Genomic DNA, 24,338 nt, shown 5'->3' on the forward strand with positions numbered 1-24,338 from the left:
GGCGGATGCTGATCGAAATTCGCCATGTGACGACCTACACGTACAGCACGCCGGCGCGGTACTCGATCCAGAGTCTGCGGCTGACGCCGCCGTCCTACGACGGCCAGGAGGTGGTGAGTTGGACCATCTCGGCGCCCGGCTTCGACAAGCGCATCGAGTATCGCGACGGGTTCGGCAACCTGGTGCACCTCACAGCCCTGAATGCGACCCACGACGGCATGACGCTCGAGGCGTTCGGGGTGGTCGAGACCGAAGACCGGTGCGGGGTCGTGCGCGGGTTGAACGAGATGGCTCCGCGGCGCGTTTTCCTGCGGGACTCTCCCAAAACCGTTCCCGACAAGGCCATCCGGGCGCTTGCGCATACGGTGAGCAACGGGCGCGTGCCGGCAGATTCGCTCGACTGCCTGCACGCCATCATGCGCGTGGTGCAGAACGCAATCACCTACGAGATCGGATCGACGCACGAGCACACCACGGCCGCCGAGGCTTTGGCCGCCGGCACTGGTGTCTGCCAGGACCACGCGCACGTGTTTATTTCGGTCGCGCGGGTGATCGGCATTCCGGCCCGCTACGTAAACGGTTATTTTCTCTCCGGGACCTTGGCCCCGGCGGAAGCGCATCACGCCTGGGCCGAAGCCTGGGTTGACGGGCTGGGTTGGGTCGGGTTCGACCCCGCCAACGGCATGTGCCCCACGGAGCGCTACGTCCGCCTGGCCTGCGGTTTCGACGCCGCCTCGGCCTCCCCGATCCGTGGCACGCAGCAGGGTGGCCAGCACGAGACCCTTGACGTCCGGGTCGAAGTTGATCAGCAAGGCGGTCAACAACAGCAATAAGTCGCCATGGAAGGATCCGCGCGATGACGTATTGCGTCGCGATGAGACTGGATCGCGGCCTGGTGTTCGCGGCCGACACGCGGACCAACGCCGGCGTAGACAACGTGGCCCAGTACCGGAAGCTCCATTACTGGCGCCAGCCCGGCGAGCGCGTGATCGTGCTGCTTTCGGCCGGCAATCTGGCGGTCACGCAATCCGTCGTCAGCAACCTCAACGAACAGCTGGCCGTGCCCGATCCGCCGGGCGCGACGCTGTTCAACGTGCCCTCCATGTACCGGGCGGCGCGGCTCGTGGGAGATGCGGTGCGGGACGTTCGCCGGCAGGACGGCGCCGCGCTGGAAATGAGCAAGACCGGTTTTTCCGCCTCGTTCCTCCTCGGCGGCCAGATCGCGAACGAGCGGCCGCGCCTCTACCAGATCTATGCCGAAGGTAACTTCATCGAGGCGACCGACGACACGCCCTTCCTGCAGATCGGCGAGCACAAGTACGGCAAACCCATCCTCGATCGCGTGGCCCGGCCGGAAATGAGGCTCGGCGAGGCCGCCAAGCTCATACTGCTCTCGTTCGATTCCACGTTGCGCTCGAACCTTTCGGTCGGCATGCCGATCGACATCCTGCTCTACGAGCGCGACACGCTCGACCTCAATCGCGAGGCGCGTATCGGCCTCGACGACCCGTATTTCAAGCAGCTTTCCGCGTCATGGTCCGATGCCCTCCGGACGGCCTTCGCCAGCATCGAAGAGTTCAAAATCTAGAGCCCGTGATCGCCGCTTCCGGGACGAGGCGGCGATAGCTGTCGCGCGCGGCGGCGAACACGCGCCAATACATCACCGCGACGTCGAGGACGGAAAAGGCGCGCGCCATAATAAACGACGCGGCGACGAGAGCGCCGGGGCTCATCATGGCGTGGCCCACCAGCAGTGCGCTGAGCCCCAAGCCGCTCATCTGGAGGGCCATGCGCAAGCCCTTGCCCACGGCGGCAAACGTCATCGCGCTGTCGGCCACATCGATCTTCTGGCGAAAGTAGGCGCGCGACACGGCGCGCCAGTCCGTGACGACCGGCGGGCAATCCGAACTGGTGCGCGCATGCGTTTCGCGGTGAAACGCCAGGCGTCGCCGGAACGCGTCGGCGCCCGCGTTTTCCCGACCGCGGCCTGCCCTCTCCGAGGCGACCGCCAACGCCGCCTGCACGATGAGGGCGGTCGCGAGGAACATCCCCAGCGCGGGATGGAGGATCGCGCTCGCCACCAGGCACGCCGGCAACCACATCGCGTCGAGAAACGCGGCCGGGCCGGTACTGCCCGCAAACCGCGCGATGCGCTCGAGGTCGGCGATGATCTCGCGGCCTCTCGCTTCGCCGACCGAGCCCATCACGAGCGACATCCGCCGATCCAGGCTTTCCACGAACGACAGGCCGGCGCGGCAGAGAACGCGCGAGCGCACCGCATCCAGCCAGACGAACGCCAGGAGCAGGCCGGCGACCAAGCCCGCCAATCCCGCGAGCGCGACGCCGGCCTCCGTCGTGAGGACCTTGTCGTAGAGCCGCAGCATGGAGAATGACGCCGCGAGTTGTAGCGCCGCCAATAGAGCGGAAAGCAGGAGGAGCCCGCCCGCGAGCCGCGCATGTCCGGCGAGGCGGCGGAGAACGCTGGCCCGCACCTTGCGGAGCGGTGAAACGGACTGGCGCGCGAAGCCCCGAACTTCCCGGGGGATGACGCCGGTTTGAAAAGGCGACATTGCATCCTTCAATTGAGAAGATTTATAGAATGCACGCTACAGTAGACGTCCTATCAATTTCTAAGGATTGTTCATCAAAACCCCAGTAACGGGTCCGGCGCCGAAAGATGAACCTTGCGCATCGGCACGGCGCACCGTCGAATGGTAGCAAGCAAAAACAAACGTTTCGGCTGTCGTCCCGACCGGCGACCAGCCGGGATGAGGGAGACGCAGAGGAATGGAAGAGCCGATGGATCTAGGGACATTCCTGGATCGCTGGGCCAAAGGAGACCCGGCCCGCGGCGACATCGCGGTGACCGTTGTCCGCCTTTCGGAAGCCTGCTGCAGGATCGGCAACCTGGTGGCGCTCGGCTCGATCGCCGGCGAACTCGGCTCCGAAACCGGCCGCCAAAGCGGTGTCGACCGTCAAAAGGAGATCGATGTCCGTGCCAACGACCTGATCGTCGCCGCGCTCAAGGACGCGCCCGTTGCATCGCTGGCCTCCGAGGAACTCGAGTGGGCGCTGCCTATCCATCCGGGGGCGCCGCTGGCGGTCGCGGTCGACCCCATCGACGGCTCGTCCAACATCGACGCCAACGTTTCGGTCGGCACCATCTTCACGGTGCTGCCGGCCCGCGCCAACGGCGTGGACACCTCGAGCTTCCAACAGCCGGGCCACGCCCAACTGGCCGCCGGCTTCGCGGTCTATGGGCCGTTCACGTCGCTGGTGCTGACACTCGGCGAGGGCACGCACATCTTCACGCTCCAGCGCGCGTCGGGACAATTCCTGCTGACCAAGCGGCGCGTGGAAATTCCGGCCGGGACGCGCGAATACGCCATCAACGCGTCCAACTACCGCTTCTGGGGCGAGTCCATCCGGACCTACATCGACGATTGCCTGCGCGGGCGGGACGGTCCGCGCGGCAAGGATTTCAACATGCGCTGGACTGCCTCGCCGGTGGCCGACATCTACCGCCTGCTGACGGGCGGCGGCATTTTCCTCTACCCGGGCGACATGCGCGACAACTACGCCCACGGCCGGCTGCGGCTCGTCTACGAGGCCGCGCCTCTGGCGTGGATCATCGAGCAGGCGGGCGGCGCCGCGAGTTCCGGCCGGGAGCGCATTCTCGATCTTGCGCCGGCGTCTCTTCACCAAAGGACGCCATTTATCGCCGGATCGCGCACCGAGGTGGAATATGTCGTGCGGCTTCACCACGATCCGCACGGCCTGGGCGAACGCTCGCCGCTGTTCGGGCGGCGTGGCCTATTCCGCACCTAGCGGGACGCGCGCCCGGCCATAGTTCCGAAGTCTCAAACGTCCACCTACAAAAGAACGATCCTCATGTCCGCCAAGCACCCCATCATTTCCGTCACAGGCTCCTCGGGCGCGGGCACGACGAGCGTCCGGCGGACGTTCGATCAGATTTTCCGGCGCGAGAAGATCTCGGCCGTGTTCGTCGAGGGCGACGCCTTCCACCGCTACGATCGCGCGGACATGCACACCGCGCTTGCGAACGCTGCCGCCAACGGCACGCCCGCGCCCAGCCACTTCGGCGAGGACGCGAACCTGCTGCAGGAGCTCGAACTCCTGTTCAAGACCTACGGTGAAATAGGAACCGGGCGTGCGCGGCACTATGTGCATGACCATCCCGAGGCCGACATCTACGGCTCGCCGCCCGGCACGTTCACGCCGTGGGAGGAGGTGCCCTACGGCACGGACCTCATGATCTACGAAGGGCTGCACGGCGCGGCCATCACCAGCAAGGTCAACATCGCCCGTTATGCGGATCTTCGCATCGGCGTGGTGCCGGTGATCAATCTCGAATGGATCCAGAAGATCCATCGCGACAAGGAGGAGCGCGGTTATTCACCGGAGGCGATAACCGACGTCATCCTGCAGCGAATGCCGGACTACGTGAAATACATCTGCCCGCAGTTCACGGAGACGGACATCAACTTCCAGCGCATTCCGACGGTGGATACGTCGAACCCGTTCGTGGCGCGGTGGATTCCGACGCCTGAGGAATCCATGGTGGTCATTCGCTTCAAGAACCCGCGCGGAATCGACTTTTCGTACCTTTTGTCGATGATCCAGAATAGTTGGATGTCGCGCGCGAATTCGATCGTCATTCCCGGCGGCACGCTGGATCTCGCCATGCAGCTCATCCTGACGCCTATGATCCTGCAGCTCATCGAACGCAAGCGGCGCACGTTTTTCTGAGCCGCCGCGCCTTGTGTCTGCGAGTCCTCCTTAGGGGACATCGAAAAATACGCAGGGGATCGCGTTTGTTGACTTCATAGGTCTAGTATTACTTTTCTGCCCTCACTCTTTTGGAATTGGTGGGGGACACATTTATGAGTTTCGATCGCGAAACCGCAAAATCACTCGGTTCGGCTCTGTTCGACTTGAACGCATCCGATCCGGCATCTGGTTTCGACGCGCGGCGCACCGAAAAATCCACGACGCGCATTCTGACGGCGCTCTGCGTGCTGGCCGCAAGCCCCGCGACGGTGGCCGTCGCGCAGGACGGCAATCAGGCCGCGGAACCGGCCGATCTGCCGCCGCTCGTCGTCGAGACGACCCAGCAGAAGAAGAAAAAGGCAACCGCCGCGAAGAAGTCGGCCGGCCCAAGCTCGCCCGTGCCGCAGGCCCCCACGCCCCAGCCCGACGTTGCAGACCGGCCGCAGCAGCCCCCTCTGCCCGGTCAGGCCGGCGCCGTCGCGCCCGGCGAATACAAGGCCGACTACGTCACCTCGAACAAGATGACTGGCCCGCTTCTCGACACGCCGCAGACGGTGACGGTCATTCCAGGGACCATCCTCCAGGAGCGCGGCGCGACCTCGCTCACCCAGGCGCTCCGCAACACGCCGGGCATCACGTTCGACGCGGGCGAGAACGGCTTTTCGACGTCGACGAACAATTTCAAGATTCGCGGCTTCGATACGAGCGGCAGCATCTTCGTCGATGGCGTGCGCAATTCCGGCAGCTTCGCGCGCGACATGTTCAATGTCGATCAGGTCGAGGTGATCAAGGGCGCGGCGGCCGACAACGGGCGCGGCGGCGCGGCCGGTTACGTCAACCTCGTCACCAAGACGCCGCAACTCGAGAACTTCGTGCGCGGCGACGCCAGCCTCGGCTTCGACGAATACGATTCGCAGGCGCGGTTCCGCTCGACCCTCGATGTCAACCAGCGCGTCGGCTCAGTTGCCATCCGCATGAACGGCATGATCGAGGACGGCGGCGTCGCAGGTCGCGACATCGCCGAGGCCAACGCCTACGGGCTCGCGCCGTCGATCGCCTTCGGGCTCGGCACCGACACCCGCGCGATCTTCTCCTACGAGCGCCTCGAGCGGAACGACCTGCCCGAATGGGGCGTGCCCGGCGCGACGATCCCGGGTTTGAAAACTTTCAATCCTGCAACCGCAGGCGCCTCGCGCGACACGTTCTACGGCCTCAGGAGCGACTACGACGACGTCGTCAGCGACCGCGTGACGGCCAGGCTCGAGCACGATCTGTCGGCGAACCTCACCTTGTCCAACCAGACCGTGTGGGAGCAGAGCAGTCGCGAGTCCCGCTATACGGTTCCGACAGGGATCGTCGTCGGGCCGCCCGTCGCAGCAACAGGGCAGAGGCAATTCTACGATCGCGTCAACGAACTGTGGAGCAACCAGACCAATCTTGCGGGCAAGGTCGTAGCTGGCGGTTACCGCCACACGTTTTCGGCGGGCGTCGAGTACACCAACGAAACGTCCGGAGCCAATCAGTTCCCGACGCAAAACCCCGGCAATACGGACTTATTCGATCCGGATCCGGACCGCTACAATCTCCCGCCTCCAAGCCGGAGCGGGCGCAACGACGTCGAAATCGACACGATCTCCGCCTACTTCTACGACACGATCCAACTGTCGCGGCAGCTTGAACTGGTCGGCGGATTGCGCGTCGAGCACTACAATTACGAGATTGGAAGCACGGTCTTCCCGGCCGGCACGCCTGGCACGTTCGATGGTTTGGAGGGAAGCGAGACGACCGTCGGTGGAAAGATCGGCTTGGTCTACAAACCGGTCGAGAACGGCACGCTGTACGCCTCTTACGGAACGTCCGCGGTGCCGCCCGGCTCCTATCTTTCGAACCCGGATATTTCGCGAGACGGTGACGATGCGCTGCCTGGATTTGCTCCCGAGGCCGATCCCGTCATGGTCGACAACTACGAGGTTGGCGTGAAATGGGATTGGTTCGGCGGCAAGCTGTCGACGACGGCCGCCGCGTTCCGGACGGTGAAGAACGACGTGCCTCACAAGACGCGGCTGAGCGATACCGTGTTCTATGAAGAGCAGTCGGTACAAGGCATCGAACTCGGCATTGCCGGCAGCGTGACGGAGCGCCTGAAAGTCTTCGGCGGTCTGCTGTGGCTCGACTCCGAGCGCAAGAACAGCGCGGCGTTCAATGCCGAAGCTTGTGACGACAGAAACGGCGACTTCGGCGTTCCGAACGACGCGGCGTGCGCCGGCGTGACGACCAACGGGGACGAGTTGGCATTCACGCCGCGGTTCTCCGGCACGTTTTGGATGACATATGACGTCACCGATGCGTTCACCTTGGGTGGCGGCGTGCAGTACACGGGCGAATCCTTCCTCGGCCGGCCTGACGATGCTTTCCGTGTCATCAAGAACGGCGTTCCCGGGAAGCTGCCCGATTACTTCCTCGTCAACGTGATGGCGTCCTACGATCTGACGGATAACGTCGCCCTGCAATTCAACGTCGATAACCTGTTCGACGAGGACTACGCGGTGTCGACGAATTGGGGGGGTACCCGCGCCACGCTCGGCGCGCCCCGGACCTACCGTATCGGCACCAGTTTCGATTTCTGACTCTTGCCGGAAACATTCATAGACATCGCGTGCCCGGGCGTGCTTTTTTCGCCCGGGCAGCAACGAAAGGACACGAAGTGCCGGGCTTGCCCGGCCTTCTTGCGTTTGAGGAACCCTGATGCTTGTGACGATCCCCGATGTGCTCACGCCGGACGAGGTCGCGAAAATCCGCGGCGTGCTTGAAGGCACGCAATGGATCGACGGGCGCGCCACGGCGGGCGATCAGGCGGCGAAGGTCAAGAACAACCTGCAAGTGCCGATCGACTCTCCGGCCGGGCAGGAGCTCGGACAGATCGTTCTGCGGGCGCTGGCGGGCAACGCGAAGTTCATGACGGCGGCGCTGCCGCTGCGCGTGCTGCCGCCGATGTTCAACCGCTACGATACCGGCATGACGTTCGGAGCGCATGTCGACGGGTCGATCCGCTCGATTCCCGGCTCGGGCCAACGGATGCGGACCGACGTCTCTTCGACGCTGTTTCTCACGCCGCCCGAAGACTACGACGGCGGCGAGCTCGTCGTGCACGACACCTACGGCACGCACGCCGTTAAACTTCCAGCGGGGCACATGGTCGTCTACCCGGCGACGAGCATGCACAGCGTCACCCCCGTGACACGCGGAAGCCGCTGGGCGTCGTTCTTCTGGACGCAATCCATGATCAAGGACGATTGGCGCCGTCACATGCTCTACGATCTCGACATGTCGATCATGAGCGTGCGGTCACGCCTGCCGGACGACGATCCGGCCGTCGTCGGGCTTTCGGCCCACTATCACAACCTGATCCGTCACTGGTCGGAGACCTAACCGTGACCGGCCGCGCCTCCCTCCCCGTTTCGCTGGCTGATTACGAGCGGCTGGCAGAAGCGCGCTTGAGCGCGGAGGCGTGGGCCTATTTCGCCGGCGGCGCCGCCGACGAGATTACGGCTCGCTGGAACCGGGACGCGTTCGACCGCACGGCATTGTTGCCGCGCGTGCTGAACGGAGGCCCAGGCGGCAGCACGGCGCTGACTTTGTTCGGCCGTTCCTTTGCCCACCCGATCCTCGTCGCGCCCGTGGCCTATCAGAAGCTCGCCGATCCCGCAGGTGAATGCGCGACGGCTGCCGCGGCGGAGGCCCAGGGGGCTGGCATGGTGCTCAGCACGCAGGCCAGTGTGACGCTCGAGGACGCCGCGCGTGCGGGGGCGACCTGCCGCTGGTTTCAGCTCTATGTTCTTCCGAGCCGCGCGGCGACGCTCTCGTTGGTGCGGCGCGCCGAGGCTGCCGGCTACGAGGTGCTGGTCGTCACAGTCGACGCACCAATCAACGGCGTGCGCAATCGCGAGCATCGCGCTGGCTTCACGCTCCCTCCTGGAGTTGCGGCCGAGAACCTCCGCGATCTCAACACCGTCGATGCCGCTTCCCCGGCCGCCGCGCCATTGCCCGACGGCGCGAGCGCGATCTTCGACCGCTTCATGGCGGCCGCGCCGACGTGGAAAGACCTTGAATGGCTGATCTCCGAGACGAAGCTGCCGGTGGTCGTGAAGGGCATCCTCGCGCCTGACGACGCGGTGCGCGCGATCGGGGCCGGCGCGGCGGGCGTGATCGTTTCCAATCACGGCGGACGCACGCTCGACACCGCAGTCGCGAGCCTGGACGCGCTCCCCGCCGTCGCGGCCGCCGTTTCGGGGCGCGTGCCGCTGCTGCTCGACGGCGGCGTCCGGCGCGGCACGGACGTTTTGAAAGCGCTCGCGTTCGGGGCCTCGGCCGTCCTCGTGGGACGCCCGATCGTGCACGGCTTGGCCGTTTCCGGGGCGTTCGGGGTTGCGCATGTGCTACGGCTGCTCAGGGACGAGTTCGAAGCCGCCATGGCGCTCACCGGTTGCCGCACGCTGGCGGACATCGACCGGAGCCGCATCTGGGCACGGCCTTAAGCGGATAAGACAACGGCCCCGGCGCTGACGCCGGAGCGGTCCGCTAAAGCTTCGAATGTGACCTTTGAAGCTACGCGATCAATCCGCAGGGGGCGGCTCGAACCGTGCGTCGGCGCAATACTCGCCGTTCCAATATTTGAACGTGCCGCAATCCTCGGGGCGAAGCTCGTAGGTGTATCCATACACGCGAGGTCCGACGACAACCGGGCCGTCCTGATCGACGTCATCGAATTCGTCGATGACCTGCTCGTCGACGTATGCGGGTTCATCGATATAGGCGCGGTCTTCATACACATCTGCGACATCCGCATCGACATACACGTCCTGGGCGCCGGCGGAGGACATCAGCGCCATACTCACTGCTGCAGCTAAGATGCCAGCTCTCATCATGGCATTTCTCCATTTCGAAATGTTCCGACAGGACAACAATGTCGTTGGGTTCGAATGGGTTCCGGTTGCCGGCGGGAGAAAGACCTCAGGGTGAGGTGACAGCGTGCCTCAGCGGAAGATCGGTTTCCCAGTCCGTATCAGGTCCGCCAGATCATCCGCATCATACGGATACCCGCCGCTGCCGGGCTTGGGGATCAAGGCTTCGATTGTGGCGTTCCTGTCATAGCGCGGCTTAACGATGCCGGACGCGCCTTCCGATCCCAACGCCGCGCAATAGCCGATGCCGTAGTCGAGGATCGCGCCGGAACCGACGGACGCGCACATGTCATTGCCGATGAGTAGGCGGGCGCGCATCGAGCCGATGACGCTGAAGGACGAGTCCGAGTAGGCGATCAGCACCGCGCCGCCGGCCTGCAAATCGCCGTCGATAAAGACGGCCGCGTCGTACTCGCTGATGAAATGCTGGCAGCGCACATCCCCCAGCACGATGAAGAGCCCGCCAGCGTCGTAGCTCGACCGGAGATCGATTTCCCGTTCCACGTCGAGGTCGCCGATGACCAGCGTGCAAAATGCGGGTGTCCGAAGCGCTCCTTTGATGTTGAGCGGGCCGTCGTGCACGGCGGCATCGATGGACAGACGGTCATGCCCGAAGTCGTAGCGGGCAAACTCTTCCCGGAACGCCGGGCTCGCGGGCGCGGCGGCCAGGAGGTCATCAAACGCGTCAAGGGATACGGTTCTGAACAACGGACCTCGGTCCTCGGTGGGGTTCAGTCTGTCCTCGTGTGGCGCAGTGCGGCCGGGCCGATCCCAACCTCATGGAAAACCAGCGGCTTCTCGCGGCCCGCCGCTCCATCGGGGAAACTCCGTCAGGATCCGATACCACCAACCATATGCCGCACCCGGACGCTAGCCGCTATCGCACGTCATGCGGCAGTGCTATCGACCGGCGCCTCATCGCAACGCATGTGGACTCCATGACCAAACATCCCGACGACCGCTCCGTGCTTCGTGTGCTCGCCAATCTCATTTTTGGATCGCGCTGGCTACAGGTGCCGCTCTACCTCGGCCTCATCATCGCTCAGTGCGTCTACGTGTTCCTGTTCATGAAGGAGCTTTTACATCTCATCTCCCACGCGTCGGCGTTCGGAGAGCAGGAGATCATGCTGATCGTGCTCGGCCTGATCGACGTGGTGATGATCTCGAACCTGCTCGTGATGGTGATCGTCGGCGGCTACGAAACGTTCGTCTCGCGTCTCAAGCTCCAAGATCATCCCGACCAGCCGGAGTGGCTGAGCCACGTCAATGCCAGCGTGCTCAAGATCAAGCTGGCGATGGCGATCATCGGCATCTCGTCCATCCACCTGCTCAAGACCTTCATCGAGGCGGGCAACCTCGGCTCGCCGGCCGCCAAGCTTACGGAAGCGGGCGTGATGTGGCAGACGATCATCCACATCGTGTTCATTCTTTCGGCCGTCGGCATCGCCTATGTCGACCGGCTGGGGCAGCCCGCATACGTCAAAACCGGCGACGATCACTAGAATTTCCGGTTCGTTCGCCGTGGGGACGGTTAAAGTGCAGCCATCTGCTTGGGATGGCGCATTCTCCATACTTGTCGAGTTGCAGCTCGGCGTGTAGGCCATGGGGGATTAGCGACCCCTCATGGCGGACCTTCATGACCCGGCCCCTCATTATCGCGCCTTCGATCCTGTCGGCTGACTTCTCGCGCCTTGGCGCGGAGGTGGCGGCCGTGGACGCTGCCGGCGCGGACTGGATCCATCTCGACGTCATGGACGGGCATTTCGTGCCGAACATTACGTTTGGACCACCGATCATCTCCGCCATCCGCGGCAGCTCAAAGAAGACGTTCGACTGCCACCTGATGATCGCGCCGGCCGATCCCTATCTCGAGGCGTTCGCGAAGGCGGGCGCGGAGATCATCACGGTCCATGCCGAGGCCGGGCCGCATCTCGACCGCTCGCTCCAGGCGATCCGCGCGCTCGGCTGCCGGGCTGGCGTCTCGCTCAATCCCGGGACGCATGAGAGCGCCATCGCGCACGTGCTCGACCGTGTCGATCTCATCCTGCTCATGACCGTCAATCCTGGTTTCGGCGGGCAGGCGTTCATCCCGGCGCAGCTCGAGAAAATCCGCGCCGTCCGCCGCATGGTCGGCGACCGGCCGATCGACATCGAAGTGGACGGCGGCGTGACGCCGGAGACCGTAGGCGAGATCGTTGCCGCAGGCGCAAATGCGTTTGTCGCGGGCTCGGCGGTGTTCAAGGGCGGCACGGAAAAAAGCTACGCCGCCAACATTTCCGCCATCCGCGCCGCGGCCGAAAAGGCGCGCGCCTCCAATCGGCAGCTTGATGGGTGAGAGCGTCGATCATCGATGACAAGGAACGCCATATTCACCCCTCGTTTTCGTCAATGGCTCCAAGCCGATGCACGACTCGCCCTCGGCTCGCTCTTGGAGACTTGCGTAGGCCCCGGCCTTCGCCGGGGTGACGGGAGTATCGGGACATCGGAACGACAAGTAAAAGACGTCATGCTGGCGCAGGCCGGCACCCACGCAAGCCTCGGCACCTGCCACGATCGGATTTGTCTGGCCGTTCAGGCGGACGCATCGTTCATCCCGTCGGAAATGAATAGACTCTGACGAATTTACGCGCACAAGAGGTCACATGTTTCCGCTTTCGCACATGCTCAAATCGTTCGTCAAAGTCGGCACCCTGAAGGTGATCGACGCAGAAGGGCGGACCCATGTTTTCGGCGGCCGCGCGGCCGGTCCCGACGTGACGATGCGGCTGACAGACCCGACGCTCTACCGTTCGCTGTTCCTCAATCCGGAACTGGCGGCGGGTGAAGCCTACATGGACGGGCGCATGAGCTTCGAGAACTCGACGCTGCGCGACTTCCTCACGCTGTTCTCCAAGAACCGGCTGTCGCTCGGCTCGTATCCGCTGCAGCGGGTGCTGCGTGCGGCCTCGCGCGGCGTCAAGCGCTTCCAGCAGGCGAACCCGATCGGCAAGGCGCAAAAGAACGTCGCCCATCACTATGACATCGGCAACGATTTCTACCGCCTCTTCCTCGACCGCGGCATGCAGTATTCCTGCGCCTACTTCACGAGCGACGACAACACGCTGGAGCAGGCACAGCAGAACAAGCTCCGCCTCATCGCCTCCAAGCTCGATCTCAAGCCCGGCCAGAAGGTGCTCGACATCGGCTGCGGCTGGGGCGACATGGCGCTCTATCTCGGCCGGATGGCGGAGGGCGTCCAGGTCGTCGGCGTGACGCTGTCCAAGGAGCAATGCAGGCTCGCCAATGAGAAGGCGAAAGCGCTTGGCCTCGCGGACCGCGTGCGCTTCGAGCTGCGCGACTATCGCGAGCTGACGGAGCGGTTCGACCGGATTGTCTCGGTCGGCATGTTCGAGCACGTGGGCGTGGCGCACTACGGCGAGTTCTTCGCCAAGGTGAACGAGCTGCTGACCGACGACGGCGTCATGCTGCTGCATTCGATCGGGCATATGAGCCCGCCCGGCACGGCAAGCCCCTGGATGCGGAAATACATCTTCCCAGGCGCCTACTCCCCGGCGCTTTCTGAGGTCTTCACGGCCGTCGAGCAGAACAGCCTCTGGGTGACGGACTGCGAATTCCTGCGGCTGCACTATGCCAAGACGCTCGCCCACTGGGAGCAGCGCTTCCAGGCCAACCGGGCGAAGGTCGCGGAGATGTACGACGAGCGCTTCTGCCGGATGTGGGAGTTCTATCTGATCAGCGCGGAAATGATGTTCCGCACCGGCAGCCAGCTGGTGTTCCACATGCAGCTGTCCAAGAAGCGTGACGCGGTGCCGATCGTGCGCGACTACATCACCGATACGCAGCGCGCGTTCATCGCGCGCGAAAAAGAGCGCGGCATCGAGCCGGCGTAGAGCGGGGACGCCGAAGCGACAATCGGATCGTGATGAGGACGTCTACTCCACCTTCGGGGGTGGTGCCGGCGGGACGCCATCTTTTTCACAATGGTAGGCGGGCTTTTGGACCCGGCTCCACACCTCGGTGGAACCGAAAAGCGGCAGGAGCACGTAGCCGCGCACTTCGATCTGCTTCGGGTTCAAGACCGTGGCGTAGCCGCTGAACCCCATGCCGAGGTCCGGCACGTATACATTGCCGCCGCCCCAGGTCCCGTCGGGCTGCTTCGTAAACCCTTCAATGACGCGCAGGCCGCACACGGGCCGCACCTGTAGGGATTTGTCCGGATTGCGGTAGTCCGTCAGCGGCAAGCGATCCGGCCCATAGGGCAGACGCAGCCAGACCACCTTGGCGCACATCGCGGCGCCGCAGGGTCCCACCTCCAGCACCACCTCGCCATGCGAATCCATCCAGAAGCCGTCGAGCTCCGTTGCGGAGGCCGGGAGAGCCAGCGTCGGGAGCAGGACAGCGAGAAGGGCCGCCAGGCGAAGCATGCAACGTCTCCTGAGTGAGGGCCGCTCGTGGGGGACCTGGGCGCCGTGGGCCTCGGTGGCGCCGGCAAAGCAGGCCGGATATCCGCCACCTTGATGGTGTTGTAAAGGCGGCTGTTGGTGATGGTTCCGCATTCAGCCCGGAGCGTGCTAAGCCCGCCACGATGACGGACGCGACGATTTCACACCCATTCCGGCGATTCGCGCCACCTCTTCCGATCGACGACGCGCTCGGGCCGCTCGCGGATGCCCTTGCGCGCGGACCCAAAGCCGTGCTGATCGCGCCGCCCGGCGCCGGCAAAACAACGCGCGTGCCGCTGGCGCTCGATGGCGCGGCGTGGCTCGCCGGCCGCAAGATCCTACTGCTCGAGCCCCGCCGGCTGGCCGCGCGCGGCGCGGCGCGGCGGATGGCGGCGACGCTCGGCGAGGAGGTGGGCGAAACCATCGGCCTGCGCGCGCGGCTCGAAACCAAGGTGTCGCGCAAGACGCGCATCGAGGTGCTCACCGAGGGCGTCTTCACGCGCATGATCCTCGACGATCCCACTCTTGACGGCATCGGCGCGGTGCTGTTCGACGAATTCCACGAGCGCTCGCTGGATGCCGATCTCGGCTTGGCGTTGGCACTCGATGCGCAGGGCAGCGTGCGCGGCGATCTGCGCCTGCTGGTGATGTCCGCGACGCTCGCAGGAGACCGGGTCGCGGAGTTGCTCGGCGGCGCGCCGGTGATTTCGAGCGACGGCCGCAGCTTTCCCGTCGAGACGCGGTACCTCGGCAAAAATCCGACGCAGCGCTTGGAAGACCGCATGGCGGACGCCATTCAACGCGCGCTCCGCGCCGATACGGGTTCGATCCTCGCCTTCCTGCCGGGACAAGGCGAGATCCGGCGCACGGAAGAGCGTTTGCGCGAGCGGATCGACCCGGCGGCGGCGATCCTTGCGCCGCTCTACGGCGCACTCGACCGGCGCGAGCAGGACATGGCGATCTCACCCCCGCCGGCCGGTCAGCGCAAGATCGTGCTGGCGACAGCGATCGCGGAAACCTCGCTCACCATCGAGGGCGTGCGGGTGGTGGTGGATTGCGGGACCTCGCGCGTCCCGCGCTTCGATCCGGATGTCGGCGTGACGCGTCTTGAAACGGTGCGCGTGTCGCGGGCCTCCGCCGACCAGCGCCGGGGCCGTGCGGGCCGCATGGAGCCGGGCGTCTGCTACCGCCTGTGGGACGAAGCCGAAACCGCGAGCCTGCCGGCGTTCAGCGAGCCGGAAATTCGTGCGGCGGATCTGGCGCCGCTGGTGCTCGATTGCGCGGAGTGGGGCGTCACCGATCCGCGCACGCTCGCCTGGCTCGACCCGCCGACCGCATCCGCGCTCGATGCCGCGCGCGAGGAATTGGCCGCGCTCGGCGCCATCGACGATGCGAACCGGCTGACGGATAAGGGCCGGCGCTTGCGGGCGCTGCCGTTGCCGCCGCGCCTCGCGGCCATGCTAATCGCGGCGGCGGAGACCGGCGCGGAGAACCAAGCCGCCGAGATCGCGGCCGTGCTCGTCGAGCGCGGTGTCGGCGGCAACGATACGTCGCTCGATCATCGGCTGGACATGTTTCGCCGCGACCGCTCGCGGCGCGCGACCGACATGCGGCGCATGGCGGAGGGGTGGGCACGGACGGCGCGCGAGTTCGGCGGACGAACATCCGGGAACGTGCACTTTCCCTCCCCCCTTGTGGGGGAGGGTCAGGGAGGGGGGGAATCCCAACGGCCAGCGTCCAGGATTCCCCCCACCCCTAACCCCTCCCCGCGTCGTGGCGAAGCCGCGCCTTCGGCACGAGGGGGAGGGGAACAGCCGGCGGCGCGCTCCACCGATGCCCCTCACGCTCATTCTGCCCCTCACACTCATTCTGCCCCTCACCCTAACCCTCTCCCCGAAAGGACGGGGAGAGGGGACGACGTCTCCACCGCTGCTTTGCTGGCGCTTGCGTATCCGGAGCGGATCGCCAAGGCGCGCGGCGCGCGGGGCCAGTTTTTGCTCGCCAACGGGCGCGGCGCGCATGTCGATCCGGCGGACGGGCTCGCGCGTGCGCCGTTTCTCGTCGTGGCGGAAATGCAGGGCAGCGCGGCTGCGACCCGGATCATCCTTGCCGCGCCCACGACAGAAGCCGAGGTGCTCGCCTTCGCCGGAGATCGCGTGTCGAACCGCGACGAGATCGCGTTCGACCGGCCGACCGCGTCCGTTCGCGTGCGCCGTACGCGCCGGCTCGACGCGCTCGAGCTTGCCAGCGAACCAAGGGCCGCGGATCCAAGTCCGGAGGTCGAAGCCGTGTTCGTTGCAGGGCTCATCGCGCTCGGCGCGGCGCGTTTGCCGTGGAGCAAGGCGCAGCTTCAGTTGCGCGACCGGGTGGCGTTCCTGCGCGCGGCCGGAGGCGGCGACTGGCCCGACCTCTCCGATGCGGCGCTTACCGAAACGCTTGGCGACTGGCTGGGCCCGTACCTCGCGGGCAAGACGCGGCTTGACGCGCTGGACGCCGAAGACCTCGGGGCGGCGCTCGACGCGCTCGTCCCCTGGTCCCTCAAGAGACGGCTCGAAGACGAGGCGCCGACGCATTTCGAAGCACCGACGGGCAATCGGCACGCCATCGACTACGAGGGCGCGGGGGCGCCTGCTCTGCACATCCGCGTGCAGGAGCTGTTCGGGCTCAAGGCGCATCCGGCGATTGCGGGCGGCAAGCTGCCGCTGACGCTGAATTTGCTCTCACCCGCGCATCGGCCGATCCAGATCACGCGCGATCTGCCGGGTTTCTGGACGGGCTCGTGGGCGGCCGTGAAAGCCGACATGAAGGGCCGTTATCCGCGTCACCCATGGCCGGACGATCCCGCCAACGCCCTGCCCACCGCGCGCGCCAAGCCGCGCGGGACGTGAGCCTGTCCTCTGCCCTTTTCAGCGTCTCCCGCTCAGCGCGCGCGATGCGGCAATTAAAATCCAACATTGCGCGCATCTCCACCCTGTCATCCTAGGCCTTGTGCCTAGGATCCATTTCGCCACCCGGGAACGCAGCGGCAGGTGGCGAGACGCTTCAGCAACTGCGTCTCTTCTCCCAGCTGAAAGTTGGGGCCTCGGGAGTCCATACTGAGCATGGCTACTCCATGACCCCGAGGATGACAGTTGGAGTAGGTCCCTCGTCATCCTATCCACCCGTCCAGGGTCACGCTGACCGGAAGCGTTTCCCGAACGCCGGCCTACTTTCGTCATGGCCGCGAAGGCGGTCATCCACGCAAGTATCCACGTGCGCCACGCTTCGGAGAACGCACCCGTGCCGAAGCGTGTCGTGGGTCCCGGCCTTCCATGCGAAGCATGGCTCTGCCATGACGCCGGGATGACGTTGGAGTGGAGGTGACCGTGTGTGTCATGACTCTCGCCTACACTCCCTTCAGGCGACACGCCGATAAGCTTCTGCGCCACTCTCTTTGTCATGGTCGGGCTTGTCCCGACCAACCCTCCGCGGGCGCCGGAGCGAGAAATGGGTCCTCGGGAGTCCATGCTGAGCATGGCTACGCCATGACCCCGAGGATGACAGTTGGTGTGGGTCCTCGTCATCCGGCCGACCCCTCCAGGGTCACGCTCCGGAAGCGTTTTCCGAACGCCGGCCGACTTTCGTCATGGCCGCGAAGGCGGCCATCCACGCAAGTGTCCACGTGCGCCACGCTTCCGAGAACGCACCGGTGCCGAAGCGTGTCGTGGGTCCCGGCCTTCCATGCGAAGCATGGCTCTGCCATGACGCCGGGATGACGTTGGAGTGAAGGTGACGCAAGCGAGAGCGTAGCTCTAGGCGATGCGCGCGAAGATGGCTTGCGTGTCGCCCCAGGTGCGGCGGTCGAGTTCCGCGAAGCCATCCGGCAGCGCGACATCGACGTTGGCCCGTTCCTCCAGCACAACGATTGCGCCGGACGTGAGCCACTTGCCGTCGCGCAGCGCGATCAGCGCTTTCTCACCCATGCCCTTGCCGTAGGGCGGATCGAGAAACGCCAACGCATAGGGCTCCATGTTTCCGCAGGGCCCAAGATCGGTGGCGTCGCGGCGGAAAATGCGGGTCGCGCCCGTCAGGCCCAGCGCCTCGACATTCGTGCGGATGAGCGCGCGGGCCTCCGGGGCTTCCTCGACGAACAGGCAATAGGCCGCGCCACGCGAGATGGCTTCGATGCCGAGCGCGCCGGTGCCCGCGAACAAATCGATCACGCGCGCGCCGTCGAGCGAAAACTCTTCCGCCCCGTGCGCGAGGATGTTGAACACGGCTTCGCGCACGCGGTCGGATGTCGGGCGCACGTCCTCGTTCTGCGGCGTGGCGAGCGCCCGCCCCCGGTGCGTCCCCGCAACGACACGCATCAGTCGTCCTCGCCGTCGCGCTCAGGCTTGGCCTGGGATTCGGGCTTGGGCTTCGCCTTGAGGGGGCGATGGCCGCCGCCCTTCTTCTTGCCGATGCCCTTGTCGTCGCTCTTGTCGACGAGGCCGAACTCGACGGCGAGCTGCGGTCCGAGCTGATCGGCCAGCACGCGGCGCTTGATCACCTCGGCTTCGCCCGGCTCCAGATCGAGCAGCTGGAACGGCCCAAACGAGATGCGGATCAGCCGGTTGACCTCCAAGCCGAGGTTTTCCAGCACCTTGCGGACTTCGCGGTTCTTACCTTCGCGAATGCCGACGGTGAGCCACGTGTTGGCGCCTTGGACGGTGTCGATTGCGGCCTCGACGGGGCCATAGCGCACGCCCTCGATCTCGACGCCTTCCTTGAGCGCGTCCAGCTCGGCTTGATTGACGCGGCCCATGGCGCGGACGCGATAGCGGCGCAGCCAGCCGGTCGACGGAAGCTCGAAGTGGCGGGCCAGTTCACCGTCGTTGGTGAGCAGGATCAGGCCTTCGGTGTTGAAGTCGAGACGGCCGACGGAGATGACGCGCGGCAGGCCGGCCGGCAGGTTGTCGAATACCGTCGGGCGGCCTTGCGGATCGTCATGCGTGGTGACGAGGCCCTTCGGCTTGTTGTAGCGCCAGAGCTGCGACGGCTCGGCGACCGGCAACGGCATGCCGTCCACCAGCACGCGGTCTTTCGGGTTCACCTCGACGCCGGGTGTTTTCAGGACCTCGCCGTTGATGCTGACGCGGCCGTCCGCGATCCAGCGTTCCGCATCGCGGCGCGAACAGAGCCCGGCGCGGGCCATGGCCTTCGCGATGCGCATCGGCTCGGCTACGGCGGGGACGTGCGGCTGGTTGCGCGGTTTGCCAGCGCCCCCTTTGTGCGGGCGCTCGGCTTTGGCCGCGGTCCATTCCGGCCGGTCCATGCGGTCGTAACGTGATCCCTTCTGTTCGGGGCGCTCGCGGACTTTCACGCCCGGCGGAGGACCACCGCGTCCGGCGTAGGCGTCAGGTCCGTGGCGTTCGCTGCGCTTGGGGCCGCTGCCGGGGCGCTCACGGAAACGTTGTCCCGACTTCGCGCCGCGCGGGCCGCCGCGTTCGCCACGCTCGTCATTGGCGCCACCCGTCCGCGCGGGACCTCCGTGCGTGCCATAGGGGCGAGAGCCACCAGGACGCGCGCCGCTGCCGCCGCCACGGTTGCCGAAACGGCCGCCCGGTTTTGGCCCGCGCGTTTCACGCTGCTCGTTTCTGCCGCTTCGTTCTTCGCGCGGACCGGTCACTCCGCCACCGCGAGCGCCACCCGTGCTGCCGCTGCCGAATGCGGGCCGGGTGCGGAAGCGCGTGCTCTTTTGATTGCCGCGGTCCAGCGGCTCCTGGCCGCGCCGGTCGCGTCCGCCGCCTTGCGATGTGCGCTTCTTGAAGCCGAATTTCGCAGCCGGATGGCGCGCGCCGCTGCCGCCGCTTTTCTCGCTGCGTTGGCCGCGTGTATCGGGACGCTCTCCGCGCGGCGCGCCATCGCGGCGATCGCCCTGCGCCCCAGTCCGGCCACCAGGCCGCTTGCTGAACCGCTGCGAGAAGGCGCCCTTCGGTGCGCCGCGTCCTTCGCTTCGTCCCTCACCTCGTCCGCCGCCGTCGCGCTTGGTGTGCTCGCGTTTACCGTGTCCGCCGTCTCCGCGTGCGCCCTCGCTGCGTCCACCGCGCGCGCCTTGGCCGCGTGGCTTTCCGTCGTCGCGTCCGCCGCCCGACGGCCGCCTGTCATCGCCCGCGCCCGGCCGGCCGGTTGGTGCTCCGCGTTTGGCGCCAGTAGGCTTGCCCCGCAGAGGACGTTGACCGAAAAACGTTTTGCGCATGTAAATCTGGCCTCGAAGCAATCAGGAAGACGACCTTATGGCACCCCAGGCCCACGTCGGCCACATGGAACTCGCCCTTTCCGAGGCGCGCGCTGCGGCATTGCGCGGCGAGGTGCCGGTCGGCGCTGTGCTGGTTAATCCCACGGGACTCGTGGTGGCGCGTGCCGGAAACCGGACCCGCGAGCTCTCCGACCCGTCGGCGCATGCCGAAATGCTCGTGATCCGCGCCGGGGCGGCCGCGCTCGGCAGCGAGCGGCTGATCGACCACGATCTTTACGTGACGCTCGAGCCCTGCCCCATGTGCGCCGCCGTGATCTCGTTTGCGCGTATCCGCCGTCTCTACTACGGCGCATCCGACCCTAAAAGCGGAGGCGTCGAGCATGGGCCGCGGGTGTTCAGCCACGCCACCTGCCACCATCGTCCCGATGTCTATCCTGGACTAGGCGAGGTGGAGGCGCGCGCGGTGCTAACCACGTTCTTTGCCGAACGGCGCGCGGACTAACTCATCGTCACGCATGCGACTTTGCGCATGCGACGCCGCCTATGATGCCGCGTGCGACATGGCTTATCATCCCGCGTGCGACGCGGACCGCGCGAGCGCACGGACGAGCTTTGCGCGCAGTTCGTCCTTGGCGCGCTCGGCGGCGGCCAGGATGTCGCGAACCTTCAGGAACTCGAGCGCCTGGAAGTGGCCGGTGCCCGCGTCGATGTAGATGTCGGGCTGATGGGACTTCAGCTTCTCGCGCACGATCGCGCGCTCGAACAGGAACGATGACGCGAACAGGGCTTCGAGCGCCGTCGGGCGCGGCCGCGACGGCGACGCCACGGTCGAGCCCGAAACGTCGATCGCGACCACGATGTCCGCTTCGCCCGCGATGAGGTCGAACGGCAGCGGGTTGGTGAGGCCGCCGTCGATCAGGCTGCGGCCGTCGATCAGCACAGGCTCGAAGATGACCGGCAACGCCATGCTGGCGGCGACCGCCGGACGGAGCGCGCCCGACGAAAATACCTTGGCCTCGATGGCGTAGAAATCGCTCGCCACGACGCGCAGCGGGATCGGCAGGTCCTCGAACGTGAGCGGTACCCCGTCCGGCAGGATGAGGTCCAGCAAGGCGCCCGGCGCCAGAAACGCCGTGCGGGCCGAGAGGTCCCAGATGCGGCCGGAGCGCGGGGCGCGCGCGGCGAACAGGTCCCGGACGAGGCCGAAGCGTTTGGTCAATGTCTCCTCGGTGTGCGCGCGAATGTCGCGGGCAGATAACCCGGTGGCATAGGCCGCGCCGAAGATGGCGCCGATCGACGTCCCCGCTATGATTTTCGGTTTGATATCAAGCTCGTCGAACACTTCGAGCATCAGGATGTGGGCGAGCCCGCGGGCGCCCCCGCCGCCCAGAACAAGGCCAATCGACGGCCGCCTCTCCTCGCCTTTTGCCGCACTGCAATATGCGTCGCCGTCTGCCATGATCAGGCCTCAGAGATAGCTTCTCTGCGCATCATAGGCAGGTCCGGCTGCACGCGACAGAACAGCGTGACGGAAATCACCCTGCCTCCAGTTTGTGACTGCGACGAGCCGGCCGGCGCACGATGCCGGTCAAACGAGCCCAACAGCTCCGCGCGCGGCCAGTCATTCATGACGGAGTAAAACATGATCACCACCTGGGCCCGTGCGTCGACGGTGATGCTGACGCTGGCATTCTCTTCAGCTTTTGGATTTTCTGCGCAGGCCGAACGCTGGCCGGGCACCAAGGCCTCGATCGGCGGCGCCATCGCGGCCCGCATCATCGCGGTCAAGTGCAGCCGTCCGGCGCTGCCGAGCACGCTGACACAAGCCGAAATCGCCGAGCTCGACACCTATATCGACGAGCGCCAGACGGCGTTCATGATGGGCAGCAAGGCCAACCAGCGCTTCGGTGAGAGCGTGTTCCCGATCCTCGCGCGCGACTACGACCGGCTCTACAGCAGCCCCGACGCCTGCGACGCCGCCTCGCGCGATCTGGCGAAAGACATGCTGACGCGCGTGCGCAGCGAGCGTCGTGAGCGCCAGGCCGCAGTCAACCAGTAAGCGATTTCCCCTCGCCTGAAACAGTTCGGGCCTGAAACGTTTCGGGGCAGCCAGCGGATCGAACCGCGGGCTGCCCCGAATGCATTCCGGACTGGCTTGAAAGATCAGGCCAGCTTGAAGGGCATGTCCTTGCCGGCGAAGAACGCATCGATGTTGTCGAGCGCTTCGAAGCCCATCTGATTGCGCGCCTCGACGGCGGCCGAGCCGAGATGGGGGAACAGGAACGTGTTCGGCAGGTCGTAGTAGCCCTCGTTGATCTTGGGCTCACCCGCGAAGACGTCGAGGCCCGCATACGCGAGGCGGCCGGACTTCAGGGCTGCGATCATGTCCTCGTCGTTGACGAGATCGCCACGCGCGGTGTTCACCACGATCGCGCCTTGCGGCAGCTTCTCGATGGTCGCCTTGTTGAAGAAGCCACGCGTTTCGGGCGTGGACGGCGCGTTGATCGAAAAGAACTGCGAGACGGCGAGGAGGCTGTCCAGGCTGTCGTGATAGATGGCGTTGTACTTCGCCTCGACCTCAGGCTTCGCCCGGTAGATGTCGAAGTAGTGGACTTCCATGTCGAAGCCGCGGGCGCGCTGCGCGAGCGCCTGGCCGATCTTGCCGAAGCCGTAGATGCCGAGCTTCTTGTTGTCCAAGCGCTGGCCAACCAGCTGCAGCGGCTGCCAGCCGGGCCAGGAGCGCGTGCGGATCATCGCTTCGCCCTCGCCAGCGCGGCGTGCCGAGCCGAGCAGCAGGAGCATCGCGATCTCGGCCGTTGCGACCGTGACGCCGTGGGGGGCGTTGCCGACCTTGATGCCGCGGGCTTTGCAAGCTTCGAGGTCGATGTGGTCGAATCCGATCGAGAACGTCGAGATGCACTTGATGTTCTCAGGCACGCGGTCGATGACGGCCTTGGGGCACTTCTCGTTCAGCGTGAGAAGGACCGCGTCGACCGATTTTGCCGTCTCCAGCATTTCGTCGACGGTGATCTTGGGATTGTCGCCATGCGCGATGACGTCATAGGTCTCGCGCGCACGGGCCATCACGGCTTCCGGCAGAGGCCAGGTGATCAGGATCTTCTTCTTCGTCATGGGTCTCTTGTCCTCCCCGGAAATCCGACTTTAGTGTGGGACTGGCCGCGATCCATGCCGCATGCGGCACGCTCTGACAAGCCTTTCCCGGGCAATCCCGCCGGGCGCGCAGGTTTGCCGCGGTGCGAAGGCGCGGCAGGCCCGGCGATCCCGTTCGGCGGCCCCGGCCATGGTTCCTGGTAATCGTTTGTTCACCATGACGTGGGCAGTGTTTTCTCTTCTTTTTCGAGGTGTAGGCGCGCCGCCCGGCGGTGTCTGCCTCCGGTGGCCGCTCCGATGGCGCGGCCGGAATGGGACGGATCGATGAGGGCCTTCGTGCTCTTTCTGGCGCTGCTGGTGGCCCTCAAGATCGGGGTCCAGGACAGCTTCTACCGGGCGGCGACGACGGACGCGCTGGTCGCGGCCTATCGCGTGCGCGCGGCGCAAGCCTGCGCGGCTTCGGCGTCTCCGGCGCCCGCGCCTGCCGACGGGGCGGCGATCGACTGGTCAAAGGGCGACGAGGCGCGCGTCACGATCGGCAAACCGTCCGTGCCCGTGCACTTCTGGCAGTTCGACCACGAGCTCTGGGATGCGCGCTACCGCCAGCCGTTTCTGGTGCTGTCCGGCGGCAACGGCCTCTCCTGCGCCTACGATCTCCTGGCGGACACGGCTGAGATCGTCCGCTCCTAGCCGGCGCCTCGAGCCACAAACGCGAACGCGGCACCCGCTAGGGTGCCGCGCCATTTCGCCGATGCGGGAGAAGCAGGCGAGATCCAGGGCGCGGATCACAGCTGCGACCGCGCGCCCCGAATG

General features: G+C 65.9%; 22 protein-coding genes. 14 read left to right on the forward strand and 8 right to left on the reverse strand.

The genetic code is table 11. The features are described 5' to 3' along the window. Window positions 1-5: 5 nt before the first annotated feature. Window positions 6-833 (forward strand): transglutaminase family protein, encoded by an 828-nt coding sequence (locus tag ACTIFK_RS17235; protein ID WP_439544245.1) that lies wholly within the window; start codon window positions 6-8, stop codon window positions 831-833. Window positions 834-856: 23 nt separating this feature from the next. Beyond that, window positions 857-1,588 carry a peptidase gene (locus ACTIFK_RS17240; RefSeq protein WP_439544246.1) on the forward strand — a complete coding sequence of 244 codons (732 nt, stop codon included), beginning with the start codon at window positions 857-859 and terminating at the stop codon, window positions 1,586-1,588. Here the strand turns inward: ACTIFK_RS17240 and ACTIFK_RS17245 are convergent. Further along, the gene (locus tag ACTIFK_RS17245) at window positions 1,578-2,384 is read right to left on the reverse strand and encodes a hypothetical protein (RefSeq protein ID WP_439544247.1); all 807 of its coding nucleotides are present in this window, start codon (window positions 2,382-2,384) and stop codon (window positions 1,578-1,580) included. The two genes, ACTIFK_RS17240 and ACTIFK_RS17245, sit on opposite strands and share 11 nt — an antisense overlap. 415 nt (window positions 2,385-2,799) lie before the next feature. Between ACTIFK_RS17245 and ACTIFK_RS17250 the strand changes: the two genes are divergently transcribed. The 5 genes from ACTIFK_RS17250 to ACTIFK_RS17270 all read left to right on the forward strand — a co-directional run bounded on the left by ACTIFK_RS17250 (window position 2,800) and on the right by ACTIFK_RS17270 (window position 9,326). Further along, window positions 2,800-3,828 carry a class 1 fructose-bisphosphatase gene (locus ACTIFK_RS17250; protein WP_439544248.1) on the forward strand — a complete coding sequence of 343 codons (1,029 nt, stop codon included), beginning with the start codon at window positions 2,800-2,802 and terminating at the stop codon, window positions 3,826-3,828. Between the two features lie 63 nt (window positions 3,829-3,891). Then, window positions 3,892-4,770 (forward strand): phosphoribulokinase, encoded by an 879-nt coding sequence (locus ACTIFK_RS17255; protein WP_439544249.1) that lies wholly within the window; start codon window positions 3,892-3,894, stop codon window positions 4,768-4,770. A 134-nt stretch (window positions 4,771-4,904) separates the two neighbouring features. Then, window positions 4,905-7,418, forward strand: coding sequence for a TonB-dependent receptor domain-containing protein (locus tag ACTIFK_RS17260; RefSeq protein ID WP_439544250.1), 2,514 nt, complete (start codon window positions 4,905-4,907; stop codon window positions 7,416-7,418). Between the two features lie 118 nt (window positions 7,419-7,536). Further along, window positions 7,537-8,220, forward strand: a complete 684-nt coding sequence (locus ACTIFK_RS17265; RefSeq protein ID WP_439544251.1) for a Fe2+-dependent dioxygenase — start codon at window positions 7,537-7,539, stop codon at window positions 8,218-8,220. A 2-nt stretch (window positions 8,221-8,222) separates the two neighbouring features. Further along, window positions 8,223-9,326, forward strand: a complete 1,104-nt coding sequence (locus ACTIFK_RS17270; protein WP_439544252.1) for an alpha-hydroxy acid oxidase — start codon at window positions 8,223-8,225, stop codon at window positions 9,324-9,326. Between the two features lie 78 nt (window positions 9,327-9,404). Here ACTIFK_RS17270 and ACTIFK_RS17275 read toward each other — a convergent pair whose 3' ends face one another. Together ACTIFK_RS17275 and ACTIFK_RS17280 are read right to left on the reverse strand one after the other, a co-directional pair. Beyond that, on the reverse strand, window positions 9,405-9,716 hold the full coding sequence (locus tag ACTIFK_RS17275; protein ID WP_439544253.1) for a hypothetical protein: 312 nt from the start codon (window positions 9,714-9,716) through the stop codon (window positions 9,405-9,407). A 108-nt stretch (window positions 9,717-9,824) separates the two neighbouring features. Continuing rightward, on the reverse strand, window positions 9,825-10,460 hold the full coding sequence (locus ACTIFK_RS17280; protein ID WP_439544254.1) for a hypothetical protein: 636 nt from the start codon (window positions 10,458-10,460) through the stop codon (window positions 9,825-9,827). Between the two features lie 230 nt (window positions 10,461-10,690). Here ACTIFK_RS17280 and ACTIFK_RS17285 point away from each other — a divergent pair, with 230 nt between their 5' ends. From ACTIFK_RS17285 to ACTIFK_RS17295, 3 genes are all read left to right on the forward strand, one after another. Beyond that, window positions 10,691-11,254 (forward strand): TIGR00645 family protein, encoded by a 564-nt coding sequence (locus ACTIFK_RS17285; protein ID WP_439544255.1) that lies wholly within the window; start codon window positions 10,691-10,693, stop codon window positions 11,252-11,254. Window positions 11,255-11,388: 134 nt separating this feature from the next. Further along, window positions 11,389-12,087 (forward strand): ribulose-phosphate 3-epimerase, encoded by a 699-nt coding sequence (gene rpe, locus ACTIFK_RS17290; RefSeq protein WP_439544256.1) that lies wholly within the window; start codon window positions 11,389-11,391, stop codon window positions 12,085-12,087. A gap of 307 nt (window positions 12,088-12,394) precedes the next feature. Next, the gene (locus ACTIFK_RS17295) at window positions 12,395-13,642 is read left to right on the forward strand and encodes a class I SAM-dependent methyltransferase (protein ID WP_439544257.1); all 1,248 of its coding nucleotides are present in this window, start codon (window positions 12,395-12,397) and stop codon (window positions 13,640-13,642) included. A 42-nt stretch (window positions 13,643-13,684) separates the two neighbouring features. On the opposite strand, the gene ACTIFK_RS17300 is transcribed toward ACTIFK_RS17295, so the two are convergent. After that, the gene (locus ACTIFK_RS17300) at window positions 13,685-14,176 is read right to left on the reverse strand and encodes a DUF2147 domain-containing protein (protein WP_439544258.1); all 492 of its coding nucleotides are present in this window, start codon (window positions 14,174-14,176) and stop codon (window positions 13,685-13,687) included. Between the two features lie 161 nt (window positions 14,177-14,337). Between ACTIFK_RS17300 and hrpB the strand changes: the two genes are divergently transcribed. Then, the gene (gene hrpB, locus ACTIFK_RS17305; RefSeq protein WP_439544259.1) at window positions 14,338-17,082 is read left to right on the forward strand and encodes an ATP-dependent helicase HrpB; all 2,745 of its coding nucleotides are present in this window, start codon (window positions 14,338-14,340) and stop codon (window positions 17,080-17,082) included. Window positions 17,083-17,985: 903 nt separating this feature from the next. Here hrpB and rsmD read toward each other — a convergent pair. Together rsmD and ACTIFK_RS17315 are read right to left on the reverse strand one after the other, a co-directional pair. Continuing rightward, on the reverse strand, window positions 17,986-18,543 hold the full coding sequence (rsmD, locus tag ACTIFK_RS17310; protein ID WP_439544260.1) for a 16S rRNA (guanine(966)-N(2))-methyltransferase RsmD: 558 nt from the start codon (window positions 18,541-18,543) through the stop codon (window positions 17,986-17,988). Then, window positions 18,543-20,414: a pseudouridine synthase gene (locus ACTIFK_RS17315; RefSeq protein WP_439544261.1), complete on the reverse strand. Its 1,872-nt coding sequence runs from the start codon at window positions 20,412-20,414 to the stop codon at window positions 18,543-18,545. The genes rsmD and ACTIFK_RS17315 overlap by 1 nt, the downstream gene beginning before the upstream one ends. 37 nt (window positions 20,415-20,451) lie before the next feature. On the opposite strand from ACTIFK_RS17315, the gene ACTIFK_RS17320 reads away from it, so the two are divergent. Beyond that, window positions 20,452-20,916 (forward strand): nucleoside deaminase, encoded by a 465-nt coding sequence (locus ACTIFK_RS17320; RefSeq protein WP_439544262.1) that lies wholly within the window; start codon window positions 20,452-20,454, stop codon window positions 20,914-20,916. A 66-nt stretch (window positions 20,917-20,982) separates the two neighbouring features. Here the strand turns inward: ACTIFK_RS17320 and ACTIFK_RS17325 are convergent, their stop codons facing one another. Continuing rightward, a complete protein-coding gene (locus tag ACTIFK_RS17325; protein WP_439544263.1) occupies window positions 20,983-21,873 on the reverse strand; it encodes a patatin-like phospholipase family protein in 891 nt (296 codons plus the stop codon). Window positions 21,874-22,056: 183 nt separating this feature from the next. On the opposite strand from ACTIFK_RS17325, the gene ACTIFK_RS17330 reads away from it, so the two are divergent. Next, window positions 22,057-22,473 (forward strand): hypothetical protein, encoded by a 417-nt coding sequence (locus tag ACTIFK_RS17330; RefSeq protein ID WP_439544264.1) that lies wholly within the window; start codon window positions 22,057-22,059, stop codon window positions 22,471-22,473. 104 nt (window positions 22,474-22,577) lie between these two features. Here the strand turns inward: ACTIFK_RS17330 and ACTIFK_RS17335 are convergent, their stop codons facing one another. Continuing rightward, window positions 22,578-23,546 carry a 2-hydroxyacid dehydrogenase gene (locus ACTIFK_RS17335; protein ID WP_439544265.1) on the reverse strand — a complete coding sequence of 323 codons (969 nt, stop codon included), beginning with the start codon at window positions 23,544-23,546 and terminating at the stop codon, window positions 22,578-22,580. Between the two features lie 303 nt (window positions 23,547-23,849). On the opposite strand from ACTIFK_RS17335, the gene ACTIFK_RS17340 reads away from it, so the two are divergent. Further along, complete coding sequence (locus ACTIFK_RS17340; RefSeq protein ID WP_439544266.1) at window positions 23,850-24,215, forward strand: hypothetical protein; 366 nt, start codon at window positions 23,850-23,852, stop codon at window positions 24,213-24,215. The last annotated feature ends 123 nt before the right edge of the window (window positions 24,216-24,338 follow it).

The sequence above is a fragment of the Hyphomicrobium sp. genome (assembly GCF_051860585.1).
GTDB lineage: Bacteria > Pseudomonadota > Alphaproteobacteria > Rhizobiales > Hyphomicrobiaceae > Hyphomicrobium_C.

What these genes read in the sequence shown, in the direction of transcription:
- ACTIFK_RS17265 (WP_439544251.1), top strand. Translation starts at nt 7,537, where the DNA reads ATGCTTGTGACGATCCCCGATGTGCTCACGCCGGACGAGGTCGCGAAA.
- ACTIFK_RS17255 (WP_439544249.1), top strand. Translation starts at nt 3,892, where the DNA reads ATGTCCGCCAAGCACCCCATCATTTCCGTCACAGGCTCCTCGGGCGCG.
- ACTIFK_RS17330 (WP_439544264.1), top strand. Translation starts at nt 22,057, where the DNA reads ATGATCACCACCTGGGCCCGTGCGTCGACGGTGATGCTGACGCTGGCA.
- ACTIFK_RS17315 (WP_439544261.1), bottom strand. Translation starts at nt 20,414, where the DNA reads ATGCGCAAAACGTTTTTCGGTCAACGTCCTCTGCGGGGCAAGCCTACT.
- ACTIFK_RS17335 (WP_439544265.1), bottom strand. Translation starts at nt 23,546, where the DNA reads ATGACGAAGAAGAAGATCCTGATCACCTGGCCTCTGCCGGAAGCCGTG.
- ACTIFK_RS17235 (WP_439544245.1), top strand. Translation starts at nt 6, where the DNA reads ATGCTGATCGAAATTCGCCATGTGACGACCTACACGTACAGCACGCCG.
- ACTIFK_RS17240 (WP_439544246.1), top strand. Translation starts at nt 857, where the DNA reads ATGACGTATTGCGTCGCGATGAGACTGGATCGCGGCCTGGTGTTCGCG.
- rsmD (WP_439544260.1), bottom strand. Translation starts at nt 18,543, where the DNA reads ATGCGTGTCGTTGCGGGGACGCACCGGGGGCGGGCGCTCGCCACGCCG.
- ACTIFK_RS17250 (WP_439544248.1), top strand. Translation starts at nt 2,800, where the DNA reads ATGGATCTAGGGACATTCCTGGATCGCTGGGCCAAAGGAGACCCGGCC.
- ACTIFK_RS17285 (WP_439544255.1), top strand. Translation starts at nt 10,691, where the DNA reads ATGACCAAACATCCCGACGACCGCTCCGTGCTTCGTGTGCTCGCCAAT.
- ACTIFK_RS17325 (WP_439544263.1), bottom strand. Translation starts at nt 21,873, where the DNA reads ATGGCAGACGGCGACGCATATTGCAGTGCGGCAAAAGGCGAGGAGAGG.
- ACTIFK_RS17300 (WP_439544258.1), bottom strand. Translation starts at nt 14,176, where the DNA reads ATGCTTCGCCTGGCGGCCCTTCTCGCTGTCCTGCTCCCGACGCTGGCT.
- ACTIFK_RS17320 (WP_439544262.1), top strand. Translation starts at nt 20,452, where the DNA reads ATGGCACCCCAGGCCCACGTCGGCCACATGGAACTCGCCCTTTCCGAG.
- hrpB (WP_439544259.1), top strand. Translation starts at nt 14,338, where the DNA reads ATGACGGACGCGACGATTTCACACCCATTCCGGCGATTCGCGCCACCT.
- ACTIFK_RS17275 (WP_439544253.1), bottom strand. Translation starts at nt 9,716, where the DNA reads ATGATGAGAGCTGGCATCTTAGCTGCAGCAGTGAGTATGGCGCTGATG.
- ACTIFK_RS17295 (WP_439544257.1), top strand. Translation starts at nt 12,395, where the DNA reads ATGTTTCCGCTTTCGCACATGCTCAAATCGTTCGTCAAAGTCGGCACC.
- ACTIFK_RS17340 (WP_439544266.1), top strand. Translation starts at nt 23,850, where the DNA reads ATGAGGGCCTTCGTGCTCTTTCTGGCGCTGCTGGTGGCCCTCAAGATC.
- ACTIFK_RS17245 (WP_439544247.1), bottom strand. Translation starts at nt 2,384, where the DNA reads ATGCTGCGGCTCTACGACAAGGTCCTCACGACGGAGGCCGGCGTCGCG.
- rpe (WP_439544256.1), top strand. Translation starts at nt 11,389, where the DNA reads ATGACCCGGCCCCTCATTATCGCGCCTTCGATCCTGTCGGCTGACTTC.
- ACTIFK_RS17260 (WP_439544250.1), top strand. Translation starts at nt 4,905, where the DNA reads ATGAGTTTCGATCGCGAAACCGCAAAATCACTCGGTTCGGCTCTGTTC.